The sequence below is a fragment of the Streptomyces sp. NPDC002888 genome, from assembly GCF_042888465.1.
GTDB lineage: Bacteria > Actinomycetota > Actinomycetes > Streptomycetales > Streptomycetaceae > Streptomyces.
The window spans coordinates 18,716-45,134 of the sequence record NZ_JBIAPU010000022.1 but is presented as its reverse complement, the minus strand read 5'-3'; the positions used below and the strand labels follow the sequence as shown (position 1 = coordinate 45,134).

The 26,419-nt window shown below is 71.8% G+C and carries 24 protein-coding genes; 13 read left to right on the top strand and 11 right to left on the bottom strand.

What is annotated here, in order from left to right; all coding sequences use genetic code 11:
• The first annotated feature begins 7 nt into the window (after positions 1-7).
• The 4 genes from ACFYWX_RS31475 to ACFYWX_RS31460 all read left to right on the top strand — a co-directional run bounded on the left by ACFYWX_RS31475 (position 8) and on the right by ACFYWX_RS31460 (position 3,730).
• A complete protein-coding gene (locus tag ACFYWX_RS31475) occupies positions 8-1,000 on the top strand; it encodes a VOC family protein (protein WP_389427881.1) in 993 nt (330 codons plus the stop codon).
• Positions 1,001-1,046: 46 nt separating this feature from the next.
• On the top strand, positions 1,047-1,589 hold the full coding sequence (locus ACFYWX_RS31470; protein WP_389427879.1) for a carboxymuconolactone decarboxylase family protein: 543 nt from the start codon (positions 1,047-1,049) through the stop codon (positions 1,587-1,589).
• 49 nt (positions 1,590-1,638) lie between these two features.
• Positions 1,639-2,736: an alcohol dehydrogenase catalytic domain-containing protein gene (locus tag ACFYWX_RS31465; RefSeq protein WP_389427877.1), complete on the top strand. Its 1,098-nt coding sequence runs from the start codon at positions 1,639-1,641 to the stop codon at positions 2,734-2,736.
• Between the two features lie 88 nt (positions 2,737-2,824).
• Complete coding sequence (locus ACFYWX_RS31460) at positions 2,825-3,730, top strand: LysR substrate-binding domain-containing protein (protein ID WP_389427875.1); 906 nt, start codon at positions 2,825-2,827, stop codon at positions 3,728-3,730.
• Between the two features lie 23 nt (positions 3,731-3,753).
• Here the strand turns inward: ACFYWX_RS31460 and ACFYWX_RS31455 are convergent, their stop codons facing one another.
• Together ACFYWX_RS31455 and ACFYWX_RS31450 are read right to left on the bottom strand one after the other, a co-directional pair.
• On the bottom strand, positions 3,754-4,938 hold the full coding sequence (locus ACFYWX_RS31455) for an acyl-CoA dehydrogenase family protein (RefSeq protein WP_389427873.1): 1,185 nt from the start codon (positions 4,936-4,938) through the stop codon (positions 3,754-3,756).
• Positions 4,939-5,021: 83 nt separating this feature from the next.
• Complete coding sequence (locus ACFYWX_RS31450) at positions 5,022-6,239, bottom strand: CaiB/BaiF CoA transferase family protein (RefSeq protein ID WP_389427871.1); 1,218 nt, start codon at positions 6,237-6,239, stop codon at positions 5,022-5,024.
• 122 nt (positions 6,240-6,361) lie between these two features.
• On the opposite strand from ACFYWX_RS31450, the gene ACFYWX_RS31445 reads away from it, so the two are divergent.
• The 3 genes from ACFYWX_RS31445 (at position 6,362) to ACFYWX_RS31435 (ending at position 11,353) form a co-directional block, all read left to right on the top strand.
• Entirely contained in the window at positions 6,362-7,288 is a 927-nt protein-coding gene (locus tag ACFYWX_RS31445; protein WP_389427869.1) for a 3-hydroxybutyryl-CoA dehydrogenase, read from the top strand.
• Between the two features lie 155 nt (positions 7,289-7,443).
• Entirely contained in the window at positions 7,444-10,638 is a 3,195-nt protein-coding gene (locus tag ACFYWX_RS31440; RefSeq protein ID WP_389427867.1) for a glycoside hydrolase, read from the top strand.
• A gap of 193 nt (positions 10,639-10,831) precedes the next feature.
• On the top strand, positions 10,832-11,353 hold the full coding sequence (locus ACFYWX_RS31435; RefSeq protein WP_389427865.1) for a MarR family winged helix-turn-helix transcriptional regulator: 522 nt from the start codon (positions 10,832-10,834) through the stop codon (positions 11,351-11,353).
• Here ACFYWX_RS31435 and ACFYWX_RS31430 read toward each other — a convergent pair.
• The 6 genes from ACFYWX_RS31430 to ACFYWX_RS31405 all read right to left on the bottom strand — a co-directional run bounded on the left by ACFYWX_RS31430 (position 11,293) and on the right by ACFYWX_RS31405 (position 17,249).
• Complete coding sequence (locus ACFYWX_RS31430) at positions 11,293-13,083, bottom strand: PP2C family protein-serine/threonine phosphatase (protein WP_389427863.1); 1,791 nt, start codon at positions 13,081-13,083, stop codon at positions 11,293-11,295. The genes ACFYWX_RS31435 and ACFYWX_RS31430 overlap by 61 nt on opposite strands.
• Positions 13,067-14,149: a SpoIIE family protein phosphatase gene (locus ACFYWX_RS31425; protein WP_389427861.1), complete on the bottom strand. Its 1,083-nt coding sequence runs from the start codon at positions 14,147-14,149 to the stop codon at positions 13,067-13,069. Before ACFYWX_RS31425 ends, ACFYWX_RS31430 begins: the two co-directional genes overlap by 17 nt.
• The gene (locus ACFYWX_RS31420) at positions 14,146-14,592 is read right to left on the bottom strand and encodes an anti-sigma regulatory factor (RefSeq protein ID WP_389427859.1); all 447 of its coding nucleotides are present in this window, start codon (positions 14,590-14,592) and stop codon (positions 14,146-14,148) included. Before ACFYWX_RS31420 ends, ACFYWX_RS31425 begins: the two co-directional genes overlap by 4 nt.
• Entirely contained in the window at positions 14,592-14,999 is a 408-nt protein-coding gene (locus tag ACFYWX_RS31415) for an STAS domain-containing protein (protein WP_389427857.1), read from the bottom strand. The genes ACFYWX_RS31420 and ACFYWX_RS31415 overlap by 1 nt, the downstream gene beginning before the upstream one ends.
• Entirely contained in the window at positions 14,996-15,889 is an 894-nt protein-coding gene (locus tag ACFYWX_RS31410; RefSeq protein WP_389428099.1) for an STAS domain-containing protein, read from the bottom strand. Before ACFYWX_RS31410 ends, ACFYWX_RS31415 begins: the two co-directional genes overlap by 4 nt.
• Positions 15,890-16,088: 199 nt before the next feature.
• Positions 16,089-17,249, bottom strand: a complete 1,161-nt coding sequence (locus ACFYWX_RS31405) for a PP2C family protein-serine/threonine phosphatase (RefSeq protein WP_389427856.1) — start codon at positions 17,247-17,249, stop codon at positions 16,089-16,091.
• 106 nt (positions 17,250-17,355) lie between these two features.
• Between ACFYWX_RS31405 and ACFYWX_RS31400 the strand changes: the two genes are divergently transcribed.
• A complete protein-coding gene (locus ACFYWX_RS31400; protein ID WP_389427855.1) occupies positions 17,356-17,841 on the top strand; it encodes a MarR family winged helix-turn-helix transcriptional regulator in 486 nt (161 codons plus the stop codon).
• A gap of 279 nt (positions 17,842-18,120) precedes the next feature.
• Here the strand turns inward: ACFYWX_RS31400 and ACFYWX_RS31395 are convergent, their stop codons facing one another.
• Together ACFYWX_RS31395 and ACFYWX_RS31390 are read right to left on the bottom strand one after the other, a co-directional pair.
• Positions 18,121-20,145 carry a M36 family metallopeptidase gene (locus ACFYWX_RS31395; RefSeq protein ID WP_389427854.1) on the bottom strand — a complete coding sequence of 675 codons (2,025 nt, stop codon included), beginning with the start codon at positions 20,143-20,145 and terminating at the stop codon, positions 18,121-18,123.
• A 66-nt stretch (positions 20,146-20,211) separates the two neighbouring features.
• The gene (locus ACFYWX_RS31390; protein ID WP_389427853.1) at positions 20,212-20,760 is read right to left on the bottom strand and encodes a hypothetical protein; all 549 of its coding nucleotides are present in this window, start codon (positions 20,758-20,760) and stop codon (positions 20,212-20,214) included.
• 191 nt (positions 20,761-20,951) lie between these two features.
• Here ACFYWX_RS31390 and ACFYWX_RS31385 point away from each other — a divergent pair, with 191 nt between their 5' ends.
• From ACFYWX_RS31385 to ACFYWX_RS31365, 5 genes are read left to right on the top strand one after another with little or no spacing between them, the layout of a single operon-like run.
• Positions 20,952-21,140: a hypothetical protein gene (locus tag ACFYWX_RS31385; RefSeq protein WP_389427852.1), complete on the top strand. Its 189-nt coding sequence runs from the start codon at positions 20,952-20,954 to the stop codon at positions 21,138-21,140.
• Between the two features lie 8 nt (positions 21,141-21,148).
• The gene (locus tag ACFYWX_RS31380) at positions 21,149-21,844 is read left to right on the top strand and encodes a hypothetical protein (RefSeq protein ID WP_389427850.1); all 696 of its coding nucleotides are present in this window, start codon (positions 21,149-21,151) and stop codon (positions 21,842-21,844) included.
• Complete coding sequence (locus ACFYWX_RS31375) at positions 21,841-22,857, top strand: DUF6895 family protein (protein WP_389427848.1); 1,017 nt, start codon at positions 21,841-21,843, stop codon at positions 22,855-22,857. The genes ACFYWX_RS31380 and ACFYWX_RS31375 overlap by 4 nt, the downstream gene beginning before the upstream one ends.
• Complete coding sequence (locus ACFYWX_RS31370) at positions 22,854-23,777, top strand: DUF6895 family protein (protein WP_389427846.1); 924 nt, start codon at positions 22,854-22,856, stop codon at positions 23,775-23,777. The genes ACFYWX_RS31375 and ACFYWX_RS31370 overlap by 4 nt, the downstream gene beginning before the upstream one ends.
• The gene (locus ACFYWX_RS31365; protein WP_389427844.1) at positions 23,774-24,874 is read left to right on the top strand and encodes a serine hydrolase domain-containing protein; all 1,101 of its coding nucleotides are present in this window, start codon (positions 23,774-23,776) and stop codon (positions 24,872-24,874) included. The genes ACFYWX_RS31370 and ACFYWX_RS31365 overlap by 4 nt, the downstream gene beginning before the upstream one ends.
• A gap of 28 nt (positions 24,875-24,902) precedes the next feature.
• Here the strand turns inward: ACFYWX_RS31365 and ACFYWX_RS31360 are convergent, their stop codons facing one another.
• A complete protein-coding gene (locus ACFYWX_RS31360; RefSeq protein ID WP_389427842.1) occupies positions 24,903-26,282 on the bottom strand; it encodes an alpha-lytic protease prodomain-containing protein in 1,380 nt (459 codons plus the stop codon).
• Positions 26,283-26,419 lie beyond the last annotated feature (137 nt).

Here is a 26,419-nt window from a genome sequence, read left to right as displayed (position 1 = left end):
GCCACCCGTGGATCTGCGTCCACCCTTCAACATCACCCGCTCCAGCCACGTACGGCTCACGGTCGCCGATCTGGCCGAGAGCCGGAACTTCTACGTGAACGTGCTCGGGCTCGTCGTCTCCGACGAGGACGACCGCACGTGTTACCTCCGCGGCCTGTCGGAGGCCTGCCACCACAGCCTGGTCCTCGAACAGGACGGTGAGAGCGCGGGCTCGTGCCGCAGGATCGGTTTCCGGGTCTTCTTCGACGAGGACCTGGACGCCGCGTACGCCTGGTTCCGCGAGCGCGGCCTGCCCGCCGAGTGGGTCGAGATGCCCCACCAGGGCCGCACCCTCCACGTCAGCGACCCCGTCGGCACCCCGCTCGAACTCTGCGCGACCATGGAGACGCGGCCCCGGCTGCACATCGACTTCGAGCGGCACCAGGGCGCCCACGCCCAACGGCTCGACCACTACCAGACGTTCGCCCCCGACACGTACGCACTGTGTGCCTTCTACGGCGAGCTCGGCTTCCGCAACTCCGAGTACATCGCCCACGGCGACAAGCTGCTGAGCGCGTTCATGTACCGCAAGGGCACCTGCCTGGACCTGGCGATCGTCGAGAACACCGGCCCCGCCCTGCACCACTTCGCCTACACCGTCTCCGAGAGCCGGGACATCTTCACCGCCTGCGACTTCGCCGGCCTGCTCGGCTACGGCGACGGTGTGGAGCGCGGTCCGGGACGCCACGGGCCCGGCGGGATGCTCTTCGTCTACCTCCGCGACCCGGACGGACACCGGGTGGAGGTGTTCAACAGCCACTACCAGACCATCGACACCGAGATCGAACCCGTGCGCTGGGACGCCGCCTCGCTGAGTACCAAGGCCCGCTGGGGTCTGCCCGCGATGGAGAAGTGGTACTTCGAGGCGTCACCGTTCCCGGGCGTCACCCCGATCCCACCGACCGAGAAGCCGGAGCCGCTCACGCTCGAGCGCTTCCTCCTCGACCAGTCCGCACACTGACCCTCCCCCTTCCCTCCCCTCCCCCTCCCTTCCCCGAGGAGACGACATGGCACGAGTCCCCTACCTGCGCCGCGAGGACGCGGACGCGGCGAACAAACCCCTGTACGACCGACTGGAGGCCGAACGCAAGGTCCCCACGGCGAACATCTTCCTGGCGCTCGCCAACGCGCCCTCCCCACTCGACGCCTTCCTGACCTACGCCAACGCCCTGCGGGCCTCCGAGCTGAGCCCGAGGCTCCGGGAACTGGCGATCCTGACGGTCGGCCACACGACCCGGTCCGCCTACGAGGTGGCCCACCACCAGTCGCACGGTCTGAAGGCCGGACTGACCGAGCAGCAGCTGGCGGCCGTGTCGGACTTCGAGTCGGCCGACGTCTTCGACGAGACGGAGCAGGCGGTCATGCGCCTGGCCCGGGAGTCCACGCTCCACGTCGACGTGTCCGAGGAGACCTGGCGGGCCGCGGCGGCCCGGCTGCCGGACCGGGAGATGGTCGAGCTCACCCTGACGATCGCCTGGTACAACTCCGGCGTCCGCGTCATGGGCCTGCTGGGCATCGACCTCGAGAGCGGCTACGCGAACCCCTTCTGACCTTTCATATATCCGATCTTTCATGCAAAGGGGTATTTCAATGGCGAAAATGCTCGCTGCACGACTGCACGCGCTCGGTGAACCGATGTCCGTGGACTCGATCGACGTGCCCGTCCCACGCCCGACCGACGTGCTGGTGCGGGTCAGGGCGTGCGGGATCGTGCCCAACATGGCCAATGTCATCAACAACTGGCCGACCTGGTTTCCGCACCAGCCGCTGCCCAGGTTCCCCGCCGTCTTCGGCCTCGACGCCGCGGGCGTCGTCGAGCAGGTCGGCGAGGCGGTGCTCAACACCAAGCCCGGTGACCGGGTGTACGTCAATCCCCTGCGCTCCTGCGGCAGTTGTCAGGTGTGCCGGGGTGGTGAGCGCAGCCGGTGCCGTTACTTCACGCTGAACGGCTACTTCAGCACCTCGCGCGACGGGCAGCGGATCTTCGACCTGTATCCCTACGGCGGCTTCTCCGAGTACATGACGGCACCGGAGTACTCGATCGTCAACCTGCCCGACACCATGACGTTCGAGCAGGCGGGCAAGCTCGGCTACATCGGCACCTCGTACGGCGCCCTGAAGCACGCCGGGGCCGGCCCCGGCCAGGTCGCACTCGTCGACGGCGTCACGGGCACCCTCGGCGTGGCGGCCACCATGCTCGCCCTGGCGTCCGGTGTCTCCCGGGTTCTCGGGACCGGACGCAACGAGATGCTGCTCAAGCGTGTGAAGGCCCTGGACCCGGACCGGGTCGAGGTGTTCCGCCTGGGCGACGGCTCCTCGGGCGAGTGGGCGAGATCCCTGACCGGCGGCGAGGGCGCCGACTTCGCCATCAGCGCGCTGGGTGCCAGGGCACCGGTGGAGACGATGCTGGACTCCATGCAGGGCGTGCGACGGGGCGGCAGGGTCGTCAACGTGGGCGGTGTGGCCGACCGGCTTCCGGTGGACATGAAGTGGCTGATGGACGAGCAGATCCACCTCATCGGCTCCAACTGGTTCACCACGGCACAGGGGCAGGAACTCGCCGACATGGTAGGCACCGGTGCGCTGGACCTGTCGTACCTGGAACCCCGGCCGTTCCCGCTGGCACGGGTCAACGAGGCGATCTCGGGGCTTCACGACCGGGACGGCGGATTCAGCAACTACGTCGTGATCCCCTGACCCCGCTGGGTCCTGGCCCATGACCGACGCGAAGGGCTTCTACCGTTAGCACGGGGCACCGACACGAGAGACCGGAAAGGAGAGGCCGGTGGAGCTGCGTTGGCTGGCCTCGTTCGTCGTAGTCGCCGAGGAGCTGCACTTCGCGCGGGCGGCGGACCGGCTGCATCTGGCGCCCTCCGCGCTCAGTGCCCAGATCAGGGCGCTGGAGGGACATCTCGGCGTGCGCCTGATCGACCGCGGACGCCGGTCGCGCCCCGCGCTGACCGGCGCCGGGCGCCTGTTCCTGGCCGAGGCCGAACGCACACTCGCCCAGGTGTCCCGCGCGGAAGCGGTGGGCCGCCGGGCCGGGCGCGGCGAACTGGGTCACGCCGAGATCGCCTACGTGGCCTCCGCCGCCTTCTCGGGTGTGGTGACCGGCATCCTGGCGAGCTGTTCCGCACCGGGCAGCGAAGTCACCGTGGGGGTGCGGGAGTTGGAGACTCCGGCCCAGCTGGAGGCCCTGGGCGCCGGGGACGTCGACGTCGGCTTCCTGCGCTGGCGGCCGACGTACCCGCCCGGGGTGACCGCGATCTGCCTGCTCACGGAGGAGGTCGTCCTCGCGGTGCCGGAGGGCACGCCCGCGGCCGCTCTCGACGCGGTACCGGCCGCCGCGCTGCGTGAGGCGCGTTTCGTGGCTCCGTACTTCGACGAGGAGTACGGCTGCCGCGACCAGATCCTCCAGGTGGGCGCCGACGGCGGGTTCGCCCCGGACATCGCCCCGCCGGTGCGGGACTTCATCGCCGCGCTCACCCTGGTGGGCGGCGGGCACGGCGTGGCCCTGGTGCCGGACTCCCTGCGCCGCGTCCGGCTGCCGGGGGTCGCCTACCGCCCGCTGGCGGACGTACGGCTGACCACCCGGCTGGTCGGTGCCCACCGCAGGGGCGAGGCGTCGCCGGCGGTGCGCGGGGTGATCCGGCGGCTGCGGGAGACTGCGGCCGCGGCGGCCGTCGGCTGACGGCCGCCGCGGCCCTGCCGGTCTCAGCTGAAGGCGCGGTGGCCGGTCAGCGCCTGGCCGATCACCAGGCTGTGGACCTCGTCGGTGCCCTCGTAGGTGCGGACGGACTCCAGGTTGGCCATGTGCCGCATCACCGGGAAGTCGCTGGTGACGCCGTCCCCGCCGAGGAGGGTGCGCACGCTCCTGGCGATGTCCAGCGCCTCGCGCACGTTGTTCAGCTTGCCCACGCTGATCTGTGCGGGGGCCAGTCGGCCGTCCTCCTTCAGGCGCCCGATGTGCAGGGCGAGCAGCAGACCCTTCTGGTACTCCACCGCGATGTCCGCGAGCTTGTGCTGGGTGAGCTGGAACCCGGCGAGCGGCTTGCCGAAGACCGTCCGGGTCGTGGAGCGTTCGACGGCGACGCGCAGACACTCCCGGGCGGCCCCCAGGACGCCCCAGACGATGCCGTAGCGGGCCTCGTTGAGGCAGCTGAACGGGCCGCGCAGACCGATGACTCCGGGAAGTGCGGCGTCGGCGGGGATCCGGCAGTCCTCGAAGAACAGGTCGCACTGGATCGAGGCGCGCAGGGAGAGCTTGTTGGTGATGTCGCGGGCGACGAAGCCGGGGGTGTCGGTCGGGACGAGGAAGCCGCGTACGCCTTCGTCGGTCGCCGCCCACACCACCGCGACGTCGGCGACGCTGCCGAGCCCGATCCAGCGCTTGGCCCCGTTCAGCACCCAGTCGCCCCCGTCCCTGCGGGCGACGGTCCTCATGCCGGCCGGGTCGCTGCCGCCGTCGGGCTCGGTGAGGGCGAAGCACCCGATGGTGCGTCCGGCCGCCATGCCGGGCAGCCAGCGCTGCCGCTGCTCCTGCGAGCCCCACTTGGCGATCGCCGACATCGCGAGCGAGCCCTGGACGGACACGAACGTGCGCCAGGCGGAGTCGCCCGCCTCCAGCTCCATACAGGCCAGCCCGTAGCTCACCGCTCCGGCGTCCGCGCACCCGTAGCCCTTCAGGTGCATCCCGAGGACGCCCAGCTCGCCGAGTCCTCGGACCAGTTCGAGTCGGAAGTGCCGGTCCTCGAAGTCGGCGTCGGCGACCGGCGCGATGTGGTGTGCGGTGAACTCCCTGACCCGGTCGCGCCAGCGCAGCTCCTCGACGGTGAACAGGTGCTCGGCGTCGAGATCGAGGGCGGCGGGTGCGGGCGGGGCGTCGGTGGTGACGGACATGGTGGTGCTCCCTTGGAGAACGGGCGTACTGAAGACGGTCGAACTGAAGCTGGTCGAACGGGAGACGCTCGTGCTGAAGACGGTCAGGTGGATACGGGGATGTCGTCGGCCGGGCCGTCGAAGACCTCGTCGGTGTGCTCCCCGAGGTCCGGCGGCGGCAGTCGGTAGCGCGCCGGTGACGCGCTGAGCGTGATGGGGTGGGCGACCTGCCGGGACACCGCTGCGTCCGGCGCGGCCGGGACGTCGAGGATGCCGGGCAGGCCGAGCCGGTCGGCGAAGGCGAACGCCTCGTCGAGCGTGTTGACCGGGCCCGCCGGCACCCCGGCGGGCAGCAGCAGGACGGACCAGTGGTCGGCGCCGGCGGTGAGCAGCCGTTCGCCGAGCACTTTGCGCAGCTCGGTACGGTGTGCCACCCGGTCGGGGTTGGTGCGAAAGCGGTCGTCGTCGGCGAGAGAGGGGCACCCGAGGACCCTGGCCAGCGCCGCGAACTGGCCGTCGTTGCCGACCGCGAGGGCGAGCGGGCGGTCCGCGGTGGGGAAGGTCTCGTACGGGGCGATGCTGGGGTGGGCGTTGCCGAGCCGTCCGGGGACGACGCCGGCGACGGCGTAGCCCGAGGCCTGGTTGACCATGGCCGACAGCAGCGAGCTGAGCAGGTTGACCTCGACGCGCTGTCCGACGCCGGTGGCGTCCCGGTGGCGCAGGGCCGCCATGATGCCCAGGCAGGCGTGCATGCCGGTGATCACGTCGACGAGGGCCACCCCGGCCTTCACCGGTTCGCCGTCGGGCTCCCCCGTGACGCTCATCAGCCCGCCGACGGCTTGGACGAGCAGGTCGTAGCCGGGGATCGCGGCCCCGCCGGTGCTCCCGAAGCCGGTGACGGAGCAGTAGACGAGCCGAGGGTGACGGTCCTTGAGGTCGCGGTGGCCGAGGCCTAGCCGTTCCATGGTGCCGGGGCGGAAGTTCTCCACCAGCACGTCGGACTCGGCGACGAGTTCCCGCGCTCGTCCGCGTCCGGCCTCGCTCGCCAGGTCCAGGGCGACGGACCGCTTGTTGCGGTTGACGCCCAGGAAATAGGTCGAGGTGCCGTCGGCGTCGGTGGGCGGGCGCCACTGTCTGGTCTCGTCGCCCGCGCCCGGCCGCTCGACCTTGATCACGTCGGCGCCCAGGTCGGCGAGGAGCATGGTGGCGTAGGGCCCCGCGAGGACGCGGGAGAAGTCCGCGATCCGCACGCCGTGCAGCGCACCGCGGGTCGGGTCCGCCGCAGCGGGACCCGGGCCCCGGGTGCCGTCGTTGGTCGCCACGTGTGCCTCCTGTTGGTCGTCACCGGACGCGATCAGCCTGGCTGTGCCCGGTCCGCGCGGTCAACGACGTAACGACGCATCTTTGTGCGCGAACGACGCACTGTCGCCGCAGGTCAACAGGGGTGCGACGGAGCTACGCTCGCTTGCGTGGCGGCCGCTGGGACCGCCCTCGAAGGGAGGGACACATGACCGCCGTCAAGCACGTGGGCATCGTCGGCGCCGGACAGATGGGCCGGGGCATCGCCGAGGTCTGCGCCCGTGCGGGACTGTCCGTGACGTTGTGCGACACGACCGAGGCCAGGGCCCGCGCCGGTCTGGCCGGCGTCGCGGACTCGCTCCTGCGGGCGGAGAAGAAGGGCACGCTCACCTGCGAGGAGCGCGCGCACGCCCTCGCGGGCATCACGGTCGCCGCCGACCTGTCCCGCCTGGCCGGAGCGGACCTGGTGGTCGAGGCCGCCGTGGAGGACGAGCGGGCCAAGACGGAGCTGTTTCGGCGGTTGGACGAGGTGGTCGCCCAGCCGGACGCCGTACTGGCCAGCAACACCTCCTCGATCCCCATCGCCCGCCTCGCCGCCGCGACCCGCCGCCCGCAGTCCGTGCTCGGTCTGCACTTCTTCAACCCCGTGCCCGTGATGCCGCTGGTCGAGGTGATCCCCTCACTGCACACCTCCAGGGCGACGGAACTGCGGGTGCGTGCCTTCGCGGGGGAGGCCCTGGGCAAGCGGACGATCGTCGCGCAGGACCGCGCGGGCTTCGTGGTGAACTCCCTGCTGGTGCCGTACCTCCTGGCGGCCGCGCGGATGGTCGCCTCGGGCACGGCGACGGCCGAGGACATCGACACCGGGATGACGGCCGGCTGCGCCCACCCCATGGGCCCGTTGCGGCTGGCCGACCTCATCGGTCTCGACACCGTGACGGCGATCGGGGACGCGCTGTACGAGGAGTACAAGGAGCCCCTGTACGCGCCGCCGCCCCTGCTGCGCCGCATGGTCGAGTCGGGCCTGTTGGGCCGTAAGTCCGGTCGGGGTTTCTTCAACTACGCGGCCTGAGAGAGGCGTTCACGGGAGCGGCCCGAGGTGGTCCGGAGCCTGCGCACTGTCTTGACGTGTCCATTTTCGTCGTCAAGCATGCCTTGAGCTCGATTGCTTCTGGTCGATTCTGTTCGTCTCACGCTTGTCGTCTCCGGGTTGTGGAAGGAAGTGCCTTGTCCCACCGACATCGCATCGTCCGAGCGTTGGTGCCGGCCGTTCCCCTGATGCTGGGCGCGGGTCTCGTCGTCCCGCCCGCCGTGGCCGCCACGGCCGCGGACCCGCCGCCCGGCGCGGTCACGGTGCGGATCGATCCGTCGTACCAACAGCAGGAGTTCGAGGGATGGGGCACGAGCCTCGTCTGGTTCGCCAACGCCACGGGCGGCTATCCGGAGCCCATCCGAAGACGGCTCGTCGACATGCTGTTCGGCGAGGACGGGCTCGCCCTCAACATCGCGCGCTACAACATCGGCGGTGGCAACGCGCCCGACGTCCGCAAGGACTACATGAAGGCGGGAGCCACCATGGAGGGCTTCTGGAAGGCGCCCGCCGGAACCACCCGGCAGGACATGGACTGGTGGGACCCGAACAACCCGGACCACTGGGACTGGGACGCCGACGCGGGTCAGCGCTGGTGGGTGGACCAGATCAAGAAGAAGGTCACCCGCTGGGAGGCGTTCAGCAACTCGCCGCCCTGGTTCCAGACCGTCAGCGGCTACGTCTCCGGCGGCTTCGACGCCTCCACGGACCAGATCCGCGCGGACCGCGTCGACGACTTCGCCACCTACCTCGTGCGTGTGACCGAGCAGTTGGAGAAGTCGCATCACATCAAGTTCGACACCATCGACCCGCTCAACGAGCCCAACACCCCCTACTGGGGCACCCAGCTCGGGGCCGATGGCCGGCCGACGGGGGGCCGCCAGGAAGGCGCGCACGCCGGTCCCGAACTCCAGCAGAAGGTGGTCCTCGCCCTCGACAAGGCGCTCGACGGCGCGCGGACCGACGCCGGGGTCTCCGCGATGGACGAGACCAACCCCGGCATCTTCACCCAGAACTGGAACGCCTACGGCGACCCGGCGCGAGCCGCCGTCGACCAGCTCAACGTGCACACCTATGGCACGGGGATGCGCACCAGCGCGCGGGACATCGCCAAGGGCGCGGACAAGAAGCTGTGGATGAGCGAGGTCGAGGGCACCTGGGGCACGGGCACCGACTTCACCAGCATGGAACCGGGGCTCGGGATCGCCACCCGCATGGTCGACGACATGCGTGAACTGGAGCCCTCCGCCTGGGTGTTCTGGCAGCCCGTGGAGGACTCCGTCCCCCAGGCGGCGGCCGGGAAGAACTGGGGCAGCATCCACGTCCCGTTCAACTGCACGGCTCAGGACACCCTGGAGACCTGCCCGGTGCGGGCCAACTCCAAGTTCCACACCATCCGCAACTTCACCCACTACATCCGCCCCGGCGACCACTTCACGAAGGTCGACGACCCCTCCAGCGTCGCCGCGGTGCGGCGGTCCGGCCGCGCGGCGACCGTGGTGCACGTCAACAGCGGCACGTCCGCGCGCTCCGTGACCCTCGACCTGTCACGCTTCGGCAAGGTCGCGCGGGGGGCCTCGGTCACGCCCGTGGTGACAAGCGCGGACGGTGCCCTGGTACGGGGCACTCCGGTCCGGGTGACCGACCGGTCGGCCACGCTCACGGTTCCCGCGAAGTCGGTCACGACGTTCCTGGTCGACGGCGTCAGCGGGGTGGCGAAGAACGCGGCCCTCGTCGAGCCCGGCCATGTCTACCGGCTCCAGGGCGCGCAGAGCGGGAAGTCCCTCGCCCCGTCCGAGGACGGCAGCGGTGTCGTCATCCGTACGTCCGACGCCGGCAGCGCGCGGCAGCTGTGGTCCGTCAGGAAGCTGACCCGCGGCACCGACAACCGCGAGCGCTACGCCCTCACCAACGCCATCACCGGCAAGCGGCTGGCGGTGCGCGACGACCAGGCCGTCCTGGAGGCCCCGGGCGCGGGCCAGGCGGACGAAGCGGCGCAGTGGATCATGTCGACGACCGGCGACGGCACCTGGACGTTCGTCAACGCCGCCACCGGCCGCCTGATCGATGTCACCGGCCAGTCGTCGGCGGACGGCGCCAAGGTGTCGACGTACACCCCGACCTCGGCGGGGAACCAGCGCTGGTCCGTGACCGACGAGACGGTGCTGCGCACCGAGAAGGCCGACGCCTTCACGGTCCCCGGCCTGCCGCCGAAGCTGCCGGAGACGGTGACGCCGGTGTTCCGGGACGGCGCTCGGGGTTCCCTCCCCGTGACATGGACCCTTCCGCCGGACCGCGCGTGGCGCGATCCCGGGACGGTTCGCGTCAAGGGCCGGGCGACGGACTCCCTCGGGCGGAGGATCCCCGCGGAAGCGGTCGTCACCGTCGACACGATCGCCTCGACCGTGCCCGGCCGGGCCAAGACGTACGTGGGCGGGAAGCCGGAACTTCCGTCCACGGTCACCGGGATCGGCAGGAACGGCGGCCGGGCCGACCTGCCGGTGAGCTGGTCCCCGGCGCCTGACGGGGCGTTCGACGCGACGGGCGTCGTGACGCTGCGCGGGGTCGCACACGTCGTGGACGGCACTACCGTCGACGCGGCCGTACGGGTGCAGGTCACCGAGCCCGAGCAGACCAACGTCGCGCCCGACGAGGACGTCTCGGTCGACGCCACGTTCACCGAGAGCGGGTACTCCGCGGAGCGCCTGCGCAACGGCGACGTGTCCGAGAAGGCATGGTCCAACTGGAAGCCGGGGAACACCAAGAACCCCTCCGACACCGTCACCTTCACCCTGCCGAGGGCACGCGACCTCGACCGGGTCGTGGCGCACCTCTACCGCGACGGGAGCGCGGCCTCCTTCCCCGCGAGCCTGAAGGTGCAGGTGCGGGCGGCCGACGGCGGCACGTGGGTCGACGCGGGCGACGCCGTCGAGGTCGGGACGGAGGGGACACCTGTCGTCGACGTACCGGTGACGGCGGAAGGTCCGACGACCGGCGTGCGTGTGGTGATGACCGCGCGTCCGGGCGGCTACATCACCCTGAGCGAGATCGAGGTGTACGCCAGGACACCCGGCACCTCCTCGGACGCGGCCGCCGAGTCCATCGAGGTGGCCGGGGTCCCGGTCGCCTCCTTCGATCCCGAGACGACCACGTACCGGGTCGCCGCCGACGACCCGCGCCGCAGCACGGTCACGGCCACGGCACGCGACCCCTATGCGACCGTCGCGGTCGACAGGACGACAGAAGGCCGCAAGAACCTGGCCGTCGTGTCCGTGACCAGTGAGGACGGGTCACAGACACGGCGCTACCGGGTCGAACTCGTGCGTCGTTGAGGCGGTGCGGGGAGGGGAACCCCCGGCGGGGCGACCCGAGCCGGGGCCGCCCCCCCTCCCCGCACCGACGAGGCCGACAGCTGTTTCGGATTTCGTACACGCCGTGGGTCGCTTGCCCGTCGGCTCATCGGGTACAGCGATGGAATGAAGGTGACATTCTCAGCCCCTGGAGTTTGCTGGAAGTGATGTGTTCGTGACTCGTCTCGGCGATCCCGGCGATGAGCGGGTGCGGGGTTCGGGCGACGGCGCGGAGGCCGTCGCCCTGGAGATCGCGGATGCCGTGGAGAGCCTGACGAACCTGTGGGCCCTGGCCGCCCAGCAGGCGGCTCTGCGGTTGTCCCCGCACCAGTTGCGGGCGCTGCGGGCGCTGGAGTCGTCGCCGGGACTGAATCTGACGGCCCTGGCGGAGCGGTTGGAGACAGGGCTTCCCACGGCCAGCCGGCTGTGTGACCGGCTGGCGGCGGCGGGCCTGCTGGAGCGGGCGCTGCATCCCGAGCGGCGTCGCGAGGTGCGGCTGGCCCTCACCCCGCACGGGCGCAACGTGCTCGGCGAGATCGCCGAGCGACGGGCGCAGGCGCTGGCCACGGCGTTGGCGCAGATGGGGCCCGCCGAGCGGGCCGCGCTGCACCGCGGCATGCGGGCGTTCCTCGCGGCTCAGGACGGCGGCGTGCCACCGCCCGCCGCGGGTTCGGCCGGCTCCACCGACGTGGAGTGAGGGGCGTCGGCCGGCTCGGCCACCGGGGTGGTGTGGCACAGCAGCAGGCAGACGTCGTCGTCCCGTTCGGAGCCGTGAAGCATGGGCTTGAGCAGGGACTCGGCGGAGGCGTCCAGGTCCTGCTCCAGCTCCGCCGTGCCGAACCCGGCGAGGGTGTGGGCGAGTCGGTCGATACCGGGGTCGATGCCCTCGGCCCGCCGCTCGACGAGGCCGTCGGTGTAGAGGGCCACGGTCGAGCCGGGCGGGAGGGCGAGGGCGTGGTCCTCGTACTGGTAGGGGACGGGAACTCCCAGCATGATGCCCGGTTTGGCCTCCACGACCCGCACCGCGCCGTTGGGGGTCCGCACCACCAGGGGCGGATGCCCGGCGGCGGCCCAGACGACCTCGGGGTCACCGGGCCGGAAGCGGGCGATGACGGCGGTCGCGTACAGCTCGGGCTGCTGGTGGCAGAGCATGTGGTGCAGGCGGGTGAGGATCCGGCCGGGGCTGTCGCCCTCGACGGCGTACGCCCGTAGCGCGGTACGCAGTTGCCCCATCATGACGGCCGCGCGCAGCCCGTGCCCCGTGACGTCCCCTATGACGGCGAGCAGGCTTCCGTCGGGCTGTTCGAAGGCGTCGTACCAGTCGCCGCCGATGTTGAGGCCGCGGGTGGCGGGCAGATAGCGGGCGGCCAGGAGCAGGCCCTCGGCGGTGGGCAGGTCGGTGAGCTGGGCGCGCTGGAGGGCCTCGGCGGTGTCCCGGTGCTGTTCGTAGCGGCGGGCGTTGTCGAGGGCGATGGCGGTGCGGCGGGCCAGTTCGATCAGCATGACGGATGCGTCGGGATCGAAGCGGGGGCCGGGCGCGGTCAGGGTGAGGACGCCCAGCATCCGGTGGGCGGTGAGCGGGATGCACAGCAGTGGCCGCGTCGGGGACAGGACCGAGGCCGGCAGGTCGTCGACGCCGGGCAGGTCGCCGGGGTGGGCGGCGGCGTGCTGGGGGTGTCCGGTGCGGGCGGCGGTCACCGTGGCGGCCGGGCGTCCGCCGTTGCCGGGGGTGCGCTCGTCGTCGAAGAGCCAGACGTCGACGTGGTCGGCGTACTCGGGGACGAGGAGTTCGGGCAGTCGGCGCAGGATGGTCTCGCGGTCGAGCGAGGCGGTCACGGCGGCGCTGGCGTCGGCGAGGAAGGTCAGCACGCTGCGTGCGTTCTCGGCCTGGGCGCGGGCGGCCCGTTCGGCGTCGAGCAGTTCGCGCTCGGCCAGTGCCGCGGCGTCGAGTTCGGCGTGCAGGGCCAGTACGCCCTGGTTGGTCTGGTGGAGTTCGTCGCGGTGGAGGCGGAGCAGTTCCTCCGTCTCGTCCAGCCTGTCCAGTACGGCCGCGGTGTCCTTGTCGGCGGCCAGGACGCCGTCGGCCAGCTCCGCGCGGTCCGGTCCTGCCGTGGGCGGTGGCAGGGGTCGGGGGCAGGCGAGGGTGAACTCCGCGGGCGGCGTGCGCCGCTGGGAGTGGCCGATGGGCCGCAGGGTGACGTTCAGTTGCCCGTCGGTGTCCACGGCGGGCTCGTCGGCGGTGAGGGCCAGCTCCCAGGTGCCGCCCTGGTCGAGGCAGCGCCGCAGCCCCGCGGTGAGGGCGGTCAGGAAGCGCGCGCGTTCGAGCAGCGGTACGTCGGCGTCGGCCGTGAGGCGGGCGACGGTCGTCCGGGCGAGGGCCGCGTCGGCGGCCGAGCTGATCTTCCAGCTGTCAGGTACGGCGGTCATGGGTACGGGTCCGGCGGTCGGGGGCGAGTACGGCCACGCTGGTGTCGTCGCGCAGGGGGCGGGCGGCGCTGCTGGCGTCCCGCAGGATGGCCGCGGCCACCACGGCGGGGGCGTGGATGAGGAGGTCGGGGTCGTCGGGGGGCGTCCAGCGGCTGGGCAGCCCGTCGCTGTGCAGCACGAGCAGGGCGTCCGGTCGCCACGGCAGCTGCGTCACGGGCAAGGTGGCCGGGAAGTGGGCGCCGACGATCCCGGGGCGGGAGACGAGCCAACGCCAGCTGTCGGCTGCCTGCAGACGCGCGCCGATGTTGCCGACCCCGGCGAAGTACAGCTGCTCGGTCGCCACGTCCACCTGTGCCACGGCGACAGCCGCGCCCCGGGTGGGCCGTAGCGCCGCGTGCAGTCGGCGCAGGATCTCGGGGGGCGGCAGGTGTGCGGCGCGGTGCAGCTCCTGCGCGGCGGCATCGGAGGCGTGTGCGGCCTTGATGCCGTGGCCGAGGCCGTCGGCGAGCATGAGGGTGACGAGGTTGTCGGCGTGTACGCAGCTCCAGGCGTCGCCGGAGTACTCGTCCCGGGCGAGCGGGAGGTTGACCCCGCCGACTCGCAGGCCGTCCTGGGTCTGGTTTCGGTCCGGGGGCCGGGCGGCGCGCTCGTGGTCGATGCGGGCCACCGCGACGGTCCCCCGGCCTCGGACGCTGTGCAGGTCGAAGTCGTTCGCTATGCGTCGGCAGGTGCCGAGGCCCGCGCCGAGGGAGGTGTCAACGGTGCTGTAGCCGTCGCTCAGTGCCGCGGTGACGTCGGCGATTCCTGGGCCGTGGTCGAGGGAGAGGACCTGCACCGACGACCGGCGGGGGCCGGTGGTGAGGGCCGGGTCGTCGACGAGCTCGATCACGACGCGGCCGCCCTCGGCGTGTTTGACGAGGTTGGTCGCCAACTCGGTGCCCACCAGGGCGGCGACGTCCGCGCGGCGCGGGTCGAGGCCGGCCTGGACGCAGGCCGCCTCGACCGCCACGCGCACGTCGCGCACGCGCGTGGAGTCGTGCACCGGGATGTCCCACACGCGGCTCATCGCGCCTCCGGACGGGAGGCGGGCACACCGCCGGCCCAGGCGGCGACGGTCACGGTGGTGCCCCGGCCTGGCTCGGTGTCGACGGCGAACTCCTGGACGAGCCGTTTGGCCCCGCTGAGTCCCAGGCCGAGGCCGCCGCCGGTGGTGTAGCCGTCGGTCATCGCCAGGTCGAGGTCGCGGATGCCGGGGCCCTCGTCGGAGAAGGACAGCCGCAGCCCGCGTCGTGGCCCGTTGTCCAGCGGGGTGATGTCCACCTGTCCGCCGCCGCCGTGGACGAGCGTGTTGCGGGCGAGTTCACTGGCCGCGGTGACCAGTTTGGTCTGCTGCACGAGGCTGAACCCGAGTTCGGCCGCGACCTGTCGCACCTCCTGCCGTACCCACGCCAGATCGGCGTCGCTGCCGATCGGAAGGCTGGTCGTGGCGGTGTGGCGGGAGGCCGGCATCAAAGACCCCCCTCGGTGACGGATGGGGTGGCCGGGACAGTCTCCTTGAGGAGTTCCAGCGCGCGTTCGACGTCCAGTGCGGTGACCAGTCCGGGCAGGGTGAGGCCCAGTTCGACCAGGGTGATCGCCACGGCCGGCCGCATGCCGGCCAGCACGGTCCGCGCCGCCAGCAGACTGGCGACGGAGGCGATCTCCGCGAGGACGCGGCCCAGGAAGGAGTCGACGATCTCCACCCCGGAGATGTCGATCACCAGTCCGGTGACCTTGCTGTCCGCGATGCGCTCGCTGATGTCCTGTTGCAGCTGCTCGGCCATCCCGTCGTGCAACTCGCCCTGCAACGTGACCAGCAGGACGTCGCCCAGCGTCAGGACGGGGACGGAGGCGCTGCGACCGAAGGGAGTACTCACCGCAGGCCCGCACCCGTCGTCGGGCGGGGCGACACTTCGATGCCCTGCTGCCCGAGTGCGTACGCCAGAGCGTCGGCCAGCGAGGCCCGGGTGAGCACGGTCCCCAGGTCGATGCCGAGCTGGACGATGGTCTGCGCGATCGCGGGACGGATGCCGGAGACGATGCACTCGGCGCCCATGAGGCGGGCCGCGGCCACCGTCTTCATCAGGTGCTGGGCGACGAGCGAGTCGACCGTGGGCACGCCGGTGATGTCGAGGATGGCGTACCGGGCCCGCTCGGCGACGATCGCGTCCAGCAGACTCTCCATCACCACCTGACTGCGTGCGCTGTCGAGCGTGCCGATCAGGGGTACGGCGACGGTGCCCTCCCACAACTTGATGACGGGGGTGGCCGCTTCGAGGAGTTGCAGCTGCTGTCGCTCGATCAGCTCCTGGCCGGCGCTGAGCGTCGTCTCCATCACGACCAGGCGCAGGGTGCCCATCAGCAGGGTCAGGGACACCAGGGACTCCTGCGCCGACGCCTCGGACGGGTCGGAGTACTCACCGCGCATCAGCTCGGTGATCGACGCGCGCAGGCCGGCCACCTCCTCGGCGATCTGGGAGGGGCTGGATCCGGTGCGGGCGCGGGAGGCGGCCATCCGTCCCAACTGGTCGCGCACCCTGTCGAATCCGGGTGCGGTGATGTCCTCGAGGCGCCCCGTGACGGCCACGTCGGACAGGGCGTCCACCACGGCCTTACAGGCTTCCACCGCCTCGTCGCGGGAGACGGTGAAGACCGTGCGGAACAACGCCGCGTCGGCCCAGCGCTGGGCGATCTGCTCCTGGCGCCGCTCGAGGAAGGCGGCCACCTGCTGTTCCGTCGGCTCGTGGGCCGTGTCCTGTTCCGGCACCTGTTCCGTCTCCCTCCGCACGTGCTACGTGCTCCTTGCTACTGGCTCCTGAGGCCCCCTCGCTCGGCGGGACTTCAGGCAATTATTGCCGTATGACAAACATTAATGCCCGGGCTCCTGGGCGAACAACACGTGATCGTCGGCCCTGGTCGGACTTTTGCGATCGCCCCCGGGCGGGCTTGTGCGATCGCCGTCCGGGTCATCGTCCGCGCCAGTCGAGGCACACCACCAGGGCGTCGTCGTCCGGGGCGAATCTGCCCCGGTGGCCGGTGAGTTCCCGCAGGATGGCGCGTGGAACCTCGGCGGCGGGCAGCAGACGGGTGGCCGTGATCGCCCGGGCCAGGGCCGCGTCGCCGTAGGCCTCGCCGCCCGGCGAGGCGACCGAGTAGACCCCGTCGCTGACGAACACGAGCCGGTCGCCCGGCTCGGCCTGGAACTCCTGTGGCACATAGTCGGTCTCCTCGAACATGCCCAACGGGAGTTGGGCCTCGAAGGTGACGCGTTCCACCGAGCCATGCCGCAGCCGCAGAAGCCGCGGGGACCCGGCGTCCACGACCCGGGTCCGTCCCGTCGCGAGCTCGAAGTCGAGCATGAGGACGGAGAGGTAGCACCGGCCGCTGTAGTGGGCGTAGATCGCCTGGTCGGCCAGGGCGGCCTGGTCGGCGAGGGGGATGCCCGCCCGGCGGGCGTTGCGCAGGGCGTTGATCGCCAGGTTCGTCAGCAGGGAGGCCTCTATGCCCTCGCCCATGCCGTTGGTGACGTAGAGGGTGAGCCGGTCGGCCGTGGCGGACCAGTCGAAGTTGTCGCCGAAGATCGCGTACGCCGGCTCGAGCTGCGCGCCGAGTTCGTACTCGGAGCGGGCACAGGAGCGGCCGGGCAGCAGTTGCCACTGCATCTCGGCGGCCAGCGTGAGCCGTTCCTTGCGCCGTGCCTGCATGTAGACGTCGGTGTCGCGTTCGGCGACGAGTACCTCGTGGCCGAGCACCTGCGCGATCTCCGTCAGCTCGTCCAGGCAGTCGTGCAGTTCGGTCTCGCCGGGCAGGGTCACCGACAGCACGCCGAGCCGGTCGCCGCGCACGGTGACGGGCAGGTGTGCGCGCACCCGGCCGTCCCGCCGGGTCTCCACGAACGGCTCCTGCGCGCCGAAGGCCCGGCCGGCCGGGCTGTTGTGCACGGACACCGACTGAAGCGTGTGCGGCAGGACCGACACCGGTTGCAGCACCGTCAGTCCGTAGTCGGCCATGTACAACTCGACGGAGTCCGCCGTGTACTGCTCGATCAGTACACGACGGACGGCGTCGAGCAACTCGTGGGGAGCCGCCGTACGCAGGGCGCGCTCAGCGGCAACGAATCTCTTCACGATGGGAGAAACACCAATCCTTCGCCTGACACCTACGGGCTCGCTCACAAGACAAGCCGTCTCGCGCGCCTAGTACGCTGGCGAGCGTCCCAGTGCCTGCGAGAGTGTGACAGTGACTACCTTCCGCCCCCGCCCGGAGCCAGACGAGGTCGCGCGTGTGACCTCCACTGCCGCGGAGCTGCTGGAAGTCCTGTGGGGCCGGGCCTCGACCGCGCCCGCGTCCGCCTCCCAGCTGCGCGTCATGCTGATCCTCGAACACCACGAGGGCATCAACCTGCGCACCCTCGCCGACTCCCTGGCCTCCACACCCCCGTCGACCAGTCGGCTGTGCGACCGGTTGCAGGCGGCGGGGTTCGTGGAACGCGTGGTGAGTCCGAGCGACAGGCGCGAGGTGCGCCTGTATTTGAGCGGCCGGGGCCGCACCTTCCTCGCCGACCTGCGTGTGCGCAGGGAGTCGGCGGTGCGGACCGTGCTGGACCAGATGCCTGCCGCCAAGCGGACCGCGCTGCTGCAGGGGCTGGAGGCGTTCTGTGACGCGGCGGCGGCGCGGATACACGACGACGACCGGGATTCCGGCAGCAGAACGGCCTGAACCGTTCGTCGTGGCGCCGGGCCCGCGGACACCTCTCGGCGTCGGCGGCCTGGGCACGGAGTGGCGTCCGTCCACCGGAACATACCTGCTCCTTCCCCGTGCACGTCCGTCACGGCTACTTTGTTGCCCCATGACCATAGTTGTCAAACGGCAACTGTCTTGTGAGCGACTGTTTCAGAACCCGGGTACCCCGAGCGGACGCAATCCTGTACGGACTGTGGTGGACGTCTCCCCGAGGCGACGAGCGGCTGCTGTCGGACCCGCTGATCCAGGGTCGTTCTAGTCGTCGTGCCCCTGCGGGGGCAGTTGGGTGCCGGCCGTGCAGCCGGTGAAGGTGGCGTTGGGGCAGAAGGCGTCGAAGCCCATGCCGAAGCGGGCGAAGGCTCCCCATGCGGCATCGCGGACGGCGTGGTACTCGTCCTCGGTGAGCCGGTTGCCCTCGAAGTCCTTCAGGGCCCGCAGGATCGCGTCGCGGGCGGTGAGGAAGGAGGGGTTCTTCGGGGTGAGTTTCAGTCCGTCGACGACCGCCTGCCAGGTGGTGCGGTAGCCCGCCTCCTTGCTGCCGAGTGCCGCGCTGACCCGGCGGGTCATCTCGATGAGAGCGGCGCTCCAGATCTCGCCGACGTTGTGGACCTCCGTGTAGTCGAGCCCGTCCGCGAGTTGCCCCCGCCCCTTGCCGATGTCCCCGAACCCGCCCGGGTACTGGGCGTCGTACGGCCGCTGGCGGATGCCGCCCTCGTCGTCGACGACCCAGTTGCCGACGACGGTGCGCTCCTCGTCCTGGGAGACGTTGCGGGTGGTCAGCGCGAAGAAGTCCGACCAGCCCTCGCCCATCGCGCGGGACTGGCGCTCGCGCAGACCGTTGGCGTCGTGCAGGCCGCCGACGAGCCGGTTGGTCACACCGTGCACGAACTCGTGGAAGACGACGTCCGCGTCGTTGGCCGTGTGCCGTCCGGTGCGGGCGACCAGGCCCATGTTCATCACCGCCGCCACTCCGTCGGCGCGGGTGGTCATGTTGGCCGTGCCCTCGACCGTCCCGGGGTGGGCGAAGGCGATGACCGGGTCGGCGCCCTTGCCCAGGCCCGAGACGTTGACGGCCTGGAAGTTGCCGTGTTCCTCCGTGAAACCGAGCGTCACGAAGAAGTCGTGCATGTAGTTGCAGAAGAAGAAGATGTTGGTGACGAACTGCTCCGGCGTGCCGGGCGGCGGGGCGAACACCGCGTCGCCCGCTGTGGGGAGAGCGACCCCGAAGACCTGCTCGGTGGTCCCGTCGACGGCCCGCACGTTGTTGCCGACGGTCGCCACCTGCCCGTTGTCCTGACTGGTCCAGGCATCGGGGAACCCGGGCGACAGATCCGGTGGCGGCAGGGTCGGGTAGTCGCTCAGCGGCAGCGGGAAGGGGACCTCGTCGAAGCCGCTCTCGGCCGGGTTGCGCCGGAACACCCGTCCCGAGACGTGGCTGGTCAGGTTCTGGAAGTACAGGATCGCGGGCGCCGCCCCGCCCGCCGTGGGCTCGTCGGCCTCCACGAGCGCCTGGTACTGCACGGCCAGGTGCGCCCGCGAGAACTTGAACGCCCAGGCGAGACGGACGACCGGCCCCATGTTGAAGTACACGAGCCGACCGGGGATCGCCTCGTCGAAGGGCCCTTGTTCGAACGTCATCGGCTGGTCGTTGCGCGCCTGGTACGTCAGCCGGGTGAACGCGGCCGGGACGTCCAGGGCGGGCAGCTCGTCGGCGCCGAACGGCCCTTCGACCGTGAGCGGTTCGGCGGCCTTCGCGGCGGCCACGGCCAGCGCCGTCTCGGCCGGCACCCTCGGCATCGTGGGGATGTCGGCCGACACACTCGCGGTGTCGCCGACGACCCGGTCCACCGTGCCGTCCTCGCGCAGCCACACCTTCGGGGCCATGCCCCATACCTCGATGCCGTTGAGCGTCTGCTGGAGGCTGACCACGCGCATGCCCCCGCTGGTGGCCGTCACCTTCGGATCGGCCACGAACTCGGCGGGTTCCCCCGCGGCGAAGCCGATCGCCCCCGCGACCGAGGAGAGGTACTCCCTGGCCCGGGCGATGTAGTCGCCGTCGGTGACGTCTCGGCCCGCCTTGTCGGCGAGTGCGGCGGGAGCGCCCTCCACGCGCAGCTCGGTCAGATGTCCCGTAAAGCGGTTCACCTTGCTGCTCTCGGCGATGAGGGTGTGGTTCACCGACTCCGCCACGCGGTCGGTCTCCTCGAGGAACGCGTCGGCGCCCTCGGACTCGGCCAGCCGGTCGTACTCCAGGTCGCGTTGGTCGATCGTCTGTGTCATGACGGATGCTCCTGCCGCGGGCCGGGCCCGTTGTCGGCGGTCTGACGGGTTACAGGCCCGCGAGCGTCAGGGCGGTCGCCGTGACGGAGCGGGCGATCGTGGCCGCGAACCGTGTGCTGTGGTCCGGGTCGAGGAGGGTGTCGCCCGGGGTGTGGTGTTGCCGGGTGCCGGTGCCGGGCCCGCCGTCGGACGCGAAAAGGTCCTCGGAGACGGCGCCGCCCGCCCACCCCCGTTCGTGGAAGCTCGTGTGGTCGCTGCGCCCACCGCGGGATCGGCCGAGCCCGTGAGCCGCTGGACGGCGTTGAAGAGCACGAAGCGCACGCTGCGGGCCGGTGCGCCTCGCGGCTCGCCGGCCGCGTCGACGAAGGCGCCGCCCGACGCGGTGGAGTCGAGGTGCGCGGTGACGGGGACGGTGGAGTCGGCGCCCGGGACCGAGGCGGCCCCCAGGGCGGCGCCTTCGCACGATCCGGGGTTGGAGATGATGCCCTTGCGCCCGTCACGGAAGGCGTCGAGCACCGCCACTACACGCGGCCCGGGCAGGAACGTCAGCGAACCGTCGGCCTCCGGACGGGCGTCGGCCAGGGTCGCTCCGATGTCGAAGAAGAGCACGGACATCTCGGTGCCTCCGACTCCATCGTCCTCCCGAGGTGGCGTTCCCGCATCCCGGAAACCCCTGCTTGAATGTCGGACATGTTGAAAGAGTAACTTATGAGGTTTCCATACCAGTTGCACAAATTTATCCCCCTTGGTGGACTTCATTCGAAGGGTTGTTGACCTACACCCCGAACCCAGAAGGAGTTGGTGGCATGTCTCCCACCGAGCACACGGTCGAAGAGCTCACCCACCTCGCGGGCCTCGACATCGAGGCGGCTCTCGACCCCGCCGAGCCCGACGGTGTCTTCCGCGACAGCAGGGAATGCGCCGCACTGGCGATCGCCGGAGGCGGCGGGTTCGTGCTGCTCTCCCCGCCGACCCCGCGCCCGAAGAAGGGCTAAGGCATCGAATGGAGCAGTCAGGCACTTCGCCCCTCTTGCTGGGCACGGTGCAGGACCTCGCTTCCGGCGTGGTCTCCGCCCTTCGGGGCGGGGACCACGCTCGTGGGGCGGGCCTCGCGGCGGTGGACGGTGGTGCGCGAAGACTCGTCACGGCGGCCGTACGCGTGGTGGGAGCCGACCTGCTCCTGCCGAACGTCCTGCGCGGCACCCCGCCCGACGACGCGGAACTCTCCCTGTTCACCATGGCCGTGGAGACTCATCCGCCCCGTGCCCACGCCGCACCCGCCGTCGCGTGGAGCCACTGGGCCATGCGCCGGACGCTGCGGCTCCTCGACGCGCCCCCTCCCGGCCGGCCCGCCGAGGAACCCGACGACTCCTGGCTGATCGAGGCGGACTGGCGGTCCCTGACGCACCAACTCGCGGTGCTGGCGGCACTCGCCCTGCCCGAAGAGGACAACGCCGTCGCCCGTGTGGCCCAGAGCCGACCGGTGGACGTGGCCCGCGGCTTCGTCCGGGCGGTACGCCGCAGGGACTGGCAGCAGGCGGCCGGAGCCGGACGCTGGCTGACCCTGCTGCACGGTGTGCCGGACACCCTGGGGCTGGAGACGGGGCTCGACTTCGTGGAGCTGATGGGCGGGGACGACCCCCGCGTCGCGCTCCAGGTGGAGGCGGCACGCCTGATGCGGGCAGGAGCGCTCGTGTGACGGCGGCGTGCGTCCGGGAGCTCCGGAATGTGGAGGAGGCGGCCTTCGCCTGGGTCGCCGCCCACGGGGACGACTTCGCCCTCGGCGACGACGCGCTGGCCGCGGACGGCCAGGTGAACGGCAGTTGGAAGCCGCTGGGAGAACTCGCTCGGGTGTGCGCGAGCGTCGCGCGCCACACCGCGGCGACCGACCCGCTGCACGCGTGCGCGTCCGACCTGCTGACCTTCGCCTGGCGGCAGACCCGTCAGGGCGAGTTGTTCGTCCGGTTGCAGCGATGCGAGCCCTTCGCCACGTATCCGCTGGAGGTGTACGCCGCCTTCGCCGCCGCGGGCCTGCGGCATGCCGGCTACGAGGCGGCCACCGCCAGGGTGGCCCGCACCCGCGGCTGGCGGCTCACCGAACAGGCTCCGACCCGGCGGCTCGGCGTGCTCGACGCCGAGCGGCGCAGCGGCCTCCGCCCGCAGGACGAGACCTCGTCCGCGCTGCGACGTACCTGGCTGGGCGGGCTGCCGGAACCGTGGACCTTCGAGCGGCCCTCCGGCTACGCGCTCACACACGTGGTGTTCCACCTCACCGACTGGGGCCGCGCCACTGACGGCGTACCGGCGGACCTGGCGGCCTATCTGACGGACTGGCTGCCGCCCTGGCTCGACACCTGCCTCGACGCCGGGATGTGGGACCTGAGCTGCGAACTGCTGGCCGTGGCGGCGAGCCTGCCCGGCCCGCCCGAACCGGCCGTGCTGCGGGACGCCTGGGAGCGGATCTCCGCAGCACAGCACACCACAGGGGCGCTCCCGGAGGAGAGAGCGGCCACGGACGGGGACGTCTGGCAGGACTTCACCCGCTGCTATCACTCCACCCTGATGGCCGCGTTCGCGGCGGCGCTGACGCTCGGCCGTGTCGACGGGGAGGGCGGGCGGGGCGCTGGGCGGCCGCGTACGCGGGACACGCGGAGGCGGCACGGCGCACTGGACACGCGGATGCCGTACGAGGGACAAGGAGCACTCGGATGACCGACACCCGACTCATCCACACGGTCGGTGTCCACGCCCTGGAGTGGCTGTGGTCCCATCGCGACGGATTCCGTCTGGAGCCGGACGTCGACCCTGAAGTGGGTTTCCTGGAGCGCTTCAAACCGATCGGTGAACTGGCCCTGATCTGCCAGGTGTTGTTCCGCGAAGGGGTGGCGGGGGCCCGGCAGGCCCAGCTGGCGCGGCAACTGCTCGACCACGTGTGGCGGGAGACGCTGGACGGCGGCCGCATGCTGGTACGCGGCCAGCGCACCGAGCCGATCTCCCCGATCCCGTTCGAGGTGTACCTGCCGTTCCGGGAACTGGGGTACAGCCAACCCGAGGTGGAGCGGGCCGCGCTCCTGAACCACCGGATCGACGGCTGGTCGGCCTTCGAGGTGACACCCACCCGGCGGCTCGGCCTGTCCGCCTTCCAGCGCCGCTTCGGCCTGATCCCCCGCCCGTCCGAGGCCGACGCCCTCGCCGCGACCTGGCTGGCGCGCACCCCCGAGCCGTGGGCGGTGGAAGGGCACATCGCGTACGCCGTCACACACACCGTCTTCCACCTCACCGACTGGGGAGAGAAACCGGAAGGCCTGCCGCCCGACCTCGCCGACTATCTCGCCCTGTGGCTGCCGGTCTGGATCGACGACTGGCTGGACCTCCAGCGCTGGGACCTGCTCGGCGAACTGCTCGTCGTGGACGCCTGTCTGCCCCGGCCCACGCTCGACGAGCGGGCCTGGGCGGGGTTCGCGGCCGCGCAGCAGGCCGACGGCGCGATGCCCGCGGTGCACGCGATGCCCGAGGGCGATCCCGGCGAGGTGTTCGACGTCGTCTACCACCCGACGCTGGTCGCCGCGTTCGCCTCCGTGCTGGCCTCCTCCCGCGCCCTGACCGAGCTGGCGCACGCCACGCCCTCATGAGGGGCCGGCTCATGCCCTGGCCGGGCGCGGTCGTGGACGACCTGCGCGCGTCCGACGGGCCGGCGAGGGCGACGGGCCCGGACGACGCGGCCCTGGGACTGCGACTGGAGCAGGCCGTCGACGCCGCCGACGGGCCCGACGTCGTCTTCGCCGTCTCCCGGCGCGGCCGCCGCACCATTCGTTCCGGCGGCACCGCGCCCTCGCCACCGGTGCCCCGCTCCGAGCTGCGCTATGAGCTCGGGTCCGCCTCGAAGACGTTCACCGGTCTGCTGCTGACCCAGCTGATCCAGCGGGGCCTGCTGTCCGGGGGCGAGCCGGCCGTCGCCTGTCTCACCCCGGGCCGGGCGGCCGGGCCGGCCCCCGTGACGTTGGCGCATCTCGTCACGCACACCTCCGGGCTGCCCTCGCTGCCGCGCGACTTCTTCGCCCGGGCCCTGCCCGCCTGGCGTACCAACCCCTACGCCCGCTACCCCGCCCCGTACGTGATCGACGCCTTCCTGCGCCACCGTCCGCGACACCGGCCCGGTACGCGCTGGCACTACTCCAACTTCGGTGTCGCGGTGCTCGGACACGCCGTCGCGGCGGCCACCGCAACGGACTGGGACGAGCTGCTGGCCGCCCAGGTCCTGCGTCCCCTCGCCCTGAGCGAGACCGGCGCCCGGCCCCTGGGCCCCGGTGTGGACGCCGTGGGACACGGCAGGGACGGCCGCACAACCGTCCCCGCCTTCGACGCCGGTGGCTTCCCGGCGGCGGGTGCCCTGCGCGCCACGCCGCGCGACCTGCTCACCTTCCTCGAAGCGCACCTCGACCCGCCTGGCACACCCCTCGCCGACGCGCTGCTGTCGGTGCGCACCCCGGTGCTGCGGCGGGGCCCGGGACACCGGCACACGCACACGGTGGCCTGGTTCCGTCACCCCACGGATCGTGGGCCCATGTACTTCCACGGCGGGGCGACCATGGGCCAGCAGGCGTTCCTGGGCTTCCGGCCGGACACCGGCACGGCTCTGGCGGCGCTGTGCACCCGCCGGTTCCGTGCCGGCGACCCGTTCGTGGCCTCGGCCTACGCACTCCTCGCGCAGGACGCCGAGGAGGAGTAGGCCGAGGAGCGGGCCGTGAGCACGAGCGTCACACGCGCTGCCAGAGCGCCGGGGTGCCCTCGGGCGACCAGATGGCCTGCGCCTGGTGGGACTGCAGGCACTGGTAGCGAACACCCGCGTGGGTCACGGTGTCCCCGACGCCGTAGACGCGGCCCGCGGCCCACGACTCCTTCGGTGCGGCCTGGCCGGGAGCGGGCGTGCCGGACTGGGCGGAGGCCGTCACGAGGGTGAGGCCGAAGTCGCCGAGCAGCGGGTTGACCGGCTGGTAGAACGTGGTGCCGCCGCTCGTGCAGTCGCCCGAGCCGCCGGACGTGACGCCCTGCGCCTGCGCGCCCGCCAGGAAGGGGCCGCCGGAGTCCCCGGGTTCGGCGCACACCGTGGTCCGGGTGAGGCCGTTGACGGTGCCCTCGGCGTATCTGACGCTGCTGTCGTGCTGCTCGACCGTTCCGCAGTGCCATCCGGTGGTCGAGCCGGAGCGGCACACCGACGCCCCGACGAGCGCCTGCACCGAACCGGCGACCTGTACCCTCTGCGCGCCTTCACCCCTGACGTCGGCAGTGGCCGTCCAGTCGCTGTTGGCGGCCACCCAGGCCATGTCCTTGCCGGGGAAGGTGGACGCCTGGACGGTCCCCTGGTCGGCCATGTCGAAGCCCGTGGTCCTGGCGCCCGCCCTGCCGCAGTGGCCCGCGCTCGCGAAGCCCTGCTGCAGGTCCTTGGTGACGGAGAAGCCCACGGAACAGCGGGCGATGCCGTCGATGTAGTAGGCGTCGCCGCCGACGATGTCCGCCATCACGCGCGGCCGGTCGGCCGAGATCCGGACGGCCACGCCCCGGCCCTCGGCTCCGGCCGCCTTGATGAAGGCGGTGGCGGCCGACCGCTTCGTCGCCTGGATCACGACCCGGTTCCTGCGGACGTCGACGTACCACACCGGCGTGTCGTGGGTCGGGGTGCGGGTGGCCGCCGCGTCCAGCTTCTTCTTGAGGGAGCCCAGGTCTGCCAGTGCCGTCTTGACGACCTTGGCCTGGGCGCCCTGCGCCCGGATGACGGCGGCGTCCGCGGCGTCGGTGGTCGCCACGGTGAGGTCGGCGGCGGTCGCGCCGCTCACCCAGGCTCCGGCGAAGCGCTTGCCCAGCGCATTGTGGAGGCGGCCCGCGCGGGTGCCCGCCTCTGCCTCGTTGACCAGCCGTGCCGCCGCCTGTTCCGGCGTCAGCAGCAGGTCGCGTTCCAGGGCGCGCAGCACCTCCTGGGACGGCCGGTCGGCGCCGAGGGTCTGGGCGGCGGAGGGCACGGGTCCGTGGGCGGGCGGCGGGTCGGCCGCGGCGGCCGAGGGGACAGCGGTGAGGGCGAGGGTGGTCAGAGCGGTCAGGGCGGCGGCGCGGCGTCCACCGCCGGCATGTCTGCCGGCCATGGGGCGTCCTTCCTTCGGGTGCGGATGAGACATGGCGAGGCCTTGCCTGATGTGTACGAAGAGATGTCAATAGCACTGGCGTTTCGCGCTTAGGGGGCGGCGGGGGCTGCCATGTGCAGTACACGCACCGTCCGCAG

Bases quoted from the DNA above. Each gene is read 5' to 3' on its own strand.
- ACFYWX_RS31470 (WP_389427879.1), top strand. From the start codon at position 1,047: ATGGCACGAGTCCCCTACCTGCGCCGCGAGGACGCGGACGCGGCGAAC.
- ACFYWX_RS31465 (WP_389427877.1), top strand. From the start codon at position 1,639: ATGCTCGCTGCACGACTGCACGCGCTCGGTGAACCGATGTCCGTGGAC.
- ACFYWX_RS31455 (WP_389427873.1), bottom strand. From the start codon at position 4,938: ATGTCCGTCACCACCGACGCCCCGCCCGCACCCGCCGCCCTCGATCTC.
- ACFYWX_RS31430 (WP_389427863.1), bottom strand. From the start codon at position 13,083: ATGACCGCCGTACCTGACAGCTGGAAGATCAGCTCGGCCGCCGACGCG.
- ACFYWX_RS31425 (WP_389427861.1), bottom strand. From the start codon at position 14,149: ATGAGCCGCGTGTGGGACATCCCGGTGCACGACTCCACGCGCGTGCGC.
- ACFYWX_RS31420 (WP_389427859.1), bottom strand. From the start codon at position 14,592: ATGCCGGCCTCCCGCCACACCGCCACGACCAGCCTTCCGATCGGCAGC.
- ACFYWX_RS31395 (WP_389427854.1), bottom strand. From the start codon at position 20,145: ATGACACAGACGATCGACCAACGCGACCTGGAGTACGACCGGCTGGCC.
- ACFYWX_RS31390 (WP_389427853.1), bottom strand. From the start codon at position 20,760: ATGTCCGTGCTCTTCTTCGACATCGGAGCGACCCTGGCCGACGCCCGT.
- ACFYWX_RS31385 (WP_389427852.1), top strand. From the start codon at position 20,952: ATGTCTCCCACCGAGCACACGGTCGAAGAGCTCACCCACCTCGCGGGC.
- ACFYWX_RS31380 (WP_389427850.1), top strand. From the start codon at position 21,149: ATGGAGCAGTCAGGCACTTCGCCCCTCTTGCTGGGCACGGTGCAGGAC.
- ACFYWX_RS31370 (WP_389427846.1), top strand. From the start codon at position 22,854: ATGACCGACACCCGACTCATCCACACGGTCGGTGTCCACGCCCTGGAG.
- ACFYWX_RS31365 (WP_389427844.1), top strand. From the start codon at position 23,774: ATGAGGGGCCGGCTCATGCCCTGGCCGGGCGCGGTCGTGGACGACCTG.
- ACFYWX_RS31360 (WP_389427842.1), bottom strand. From the start codon at position 26,282: ATGGCCGGCAGACATGCCGGCGGTGGACGCCGCGCCGCCGCCCTGACC.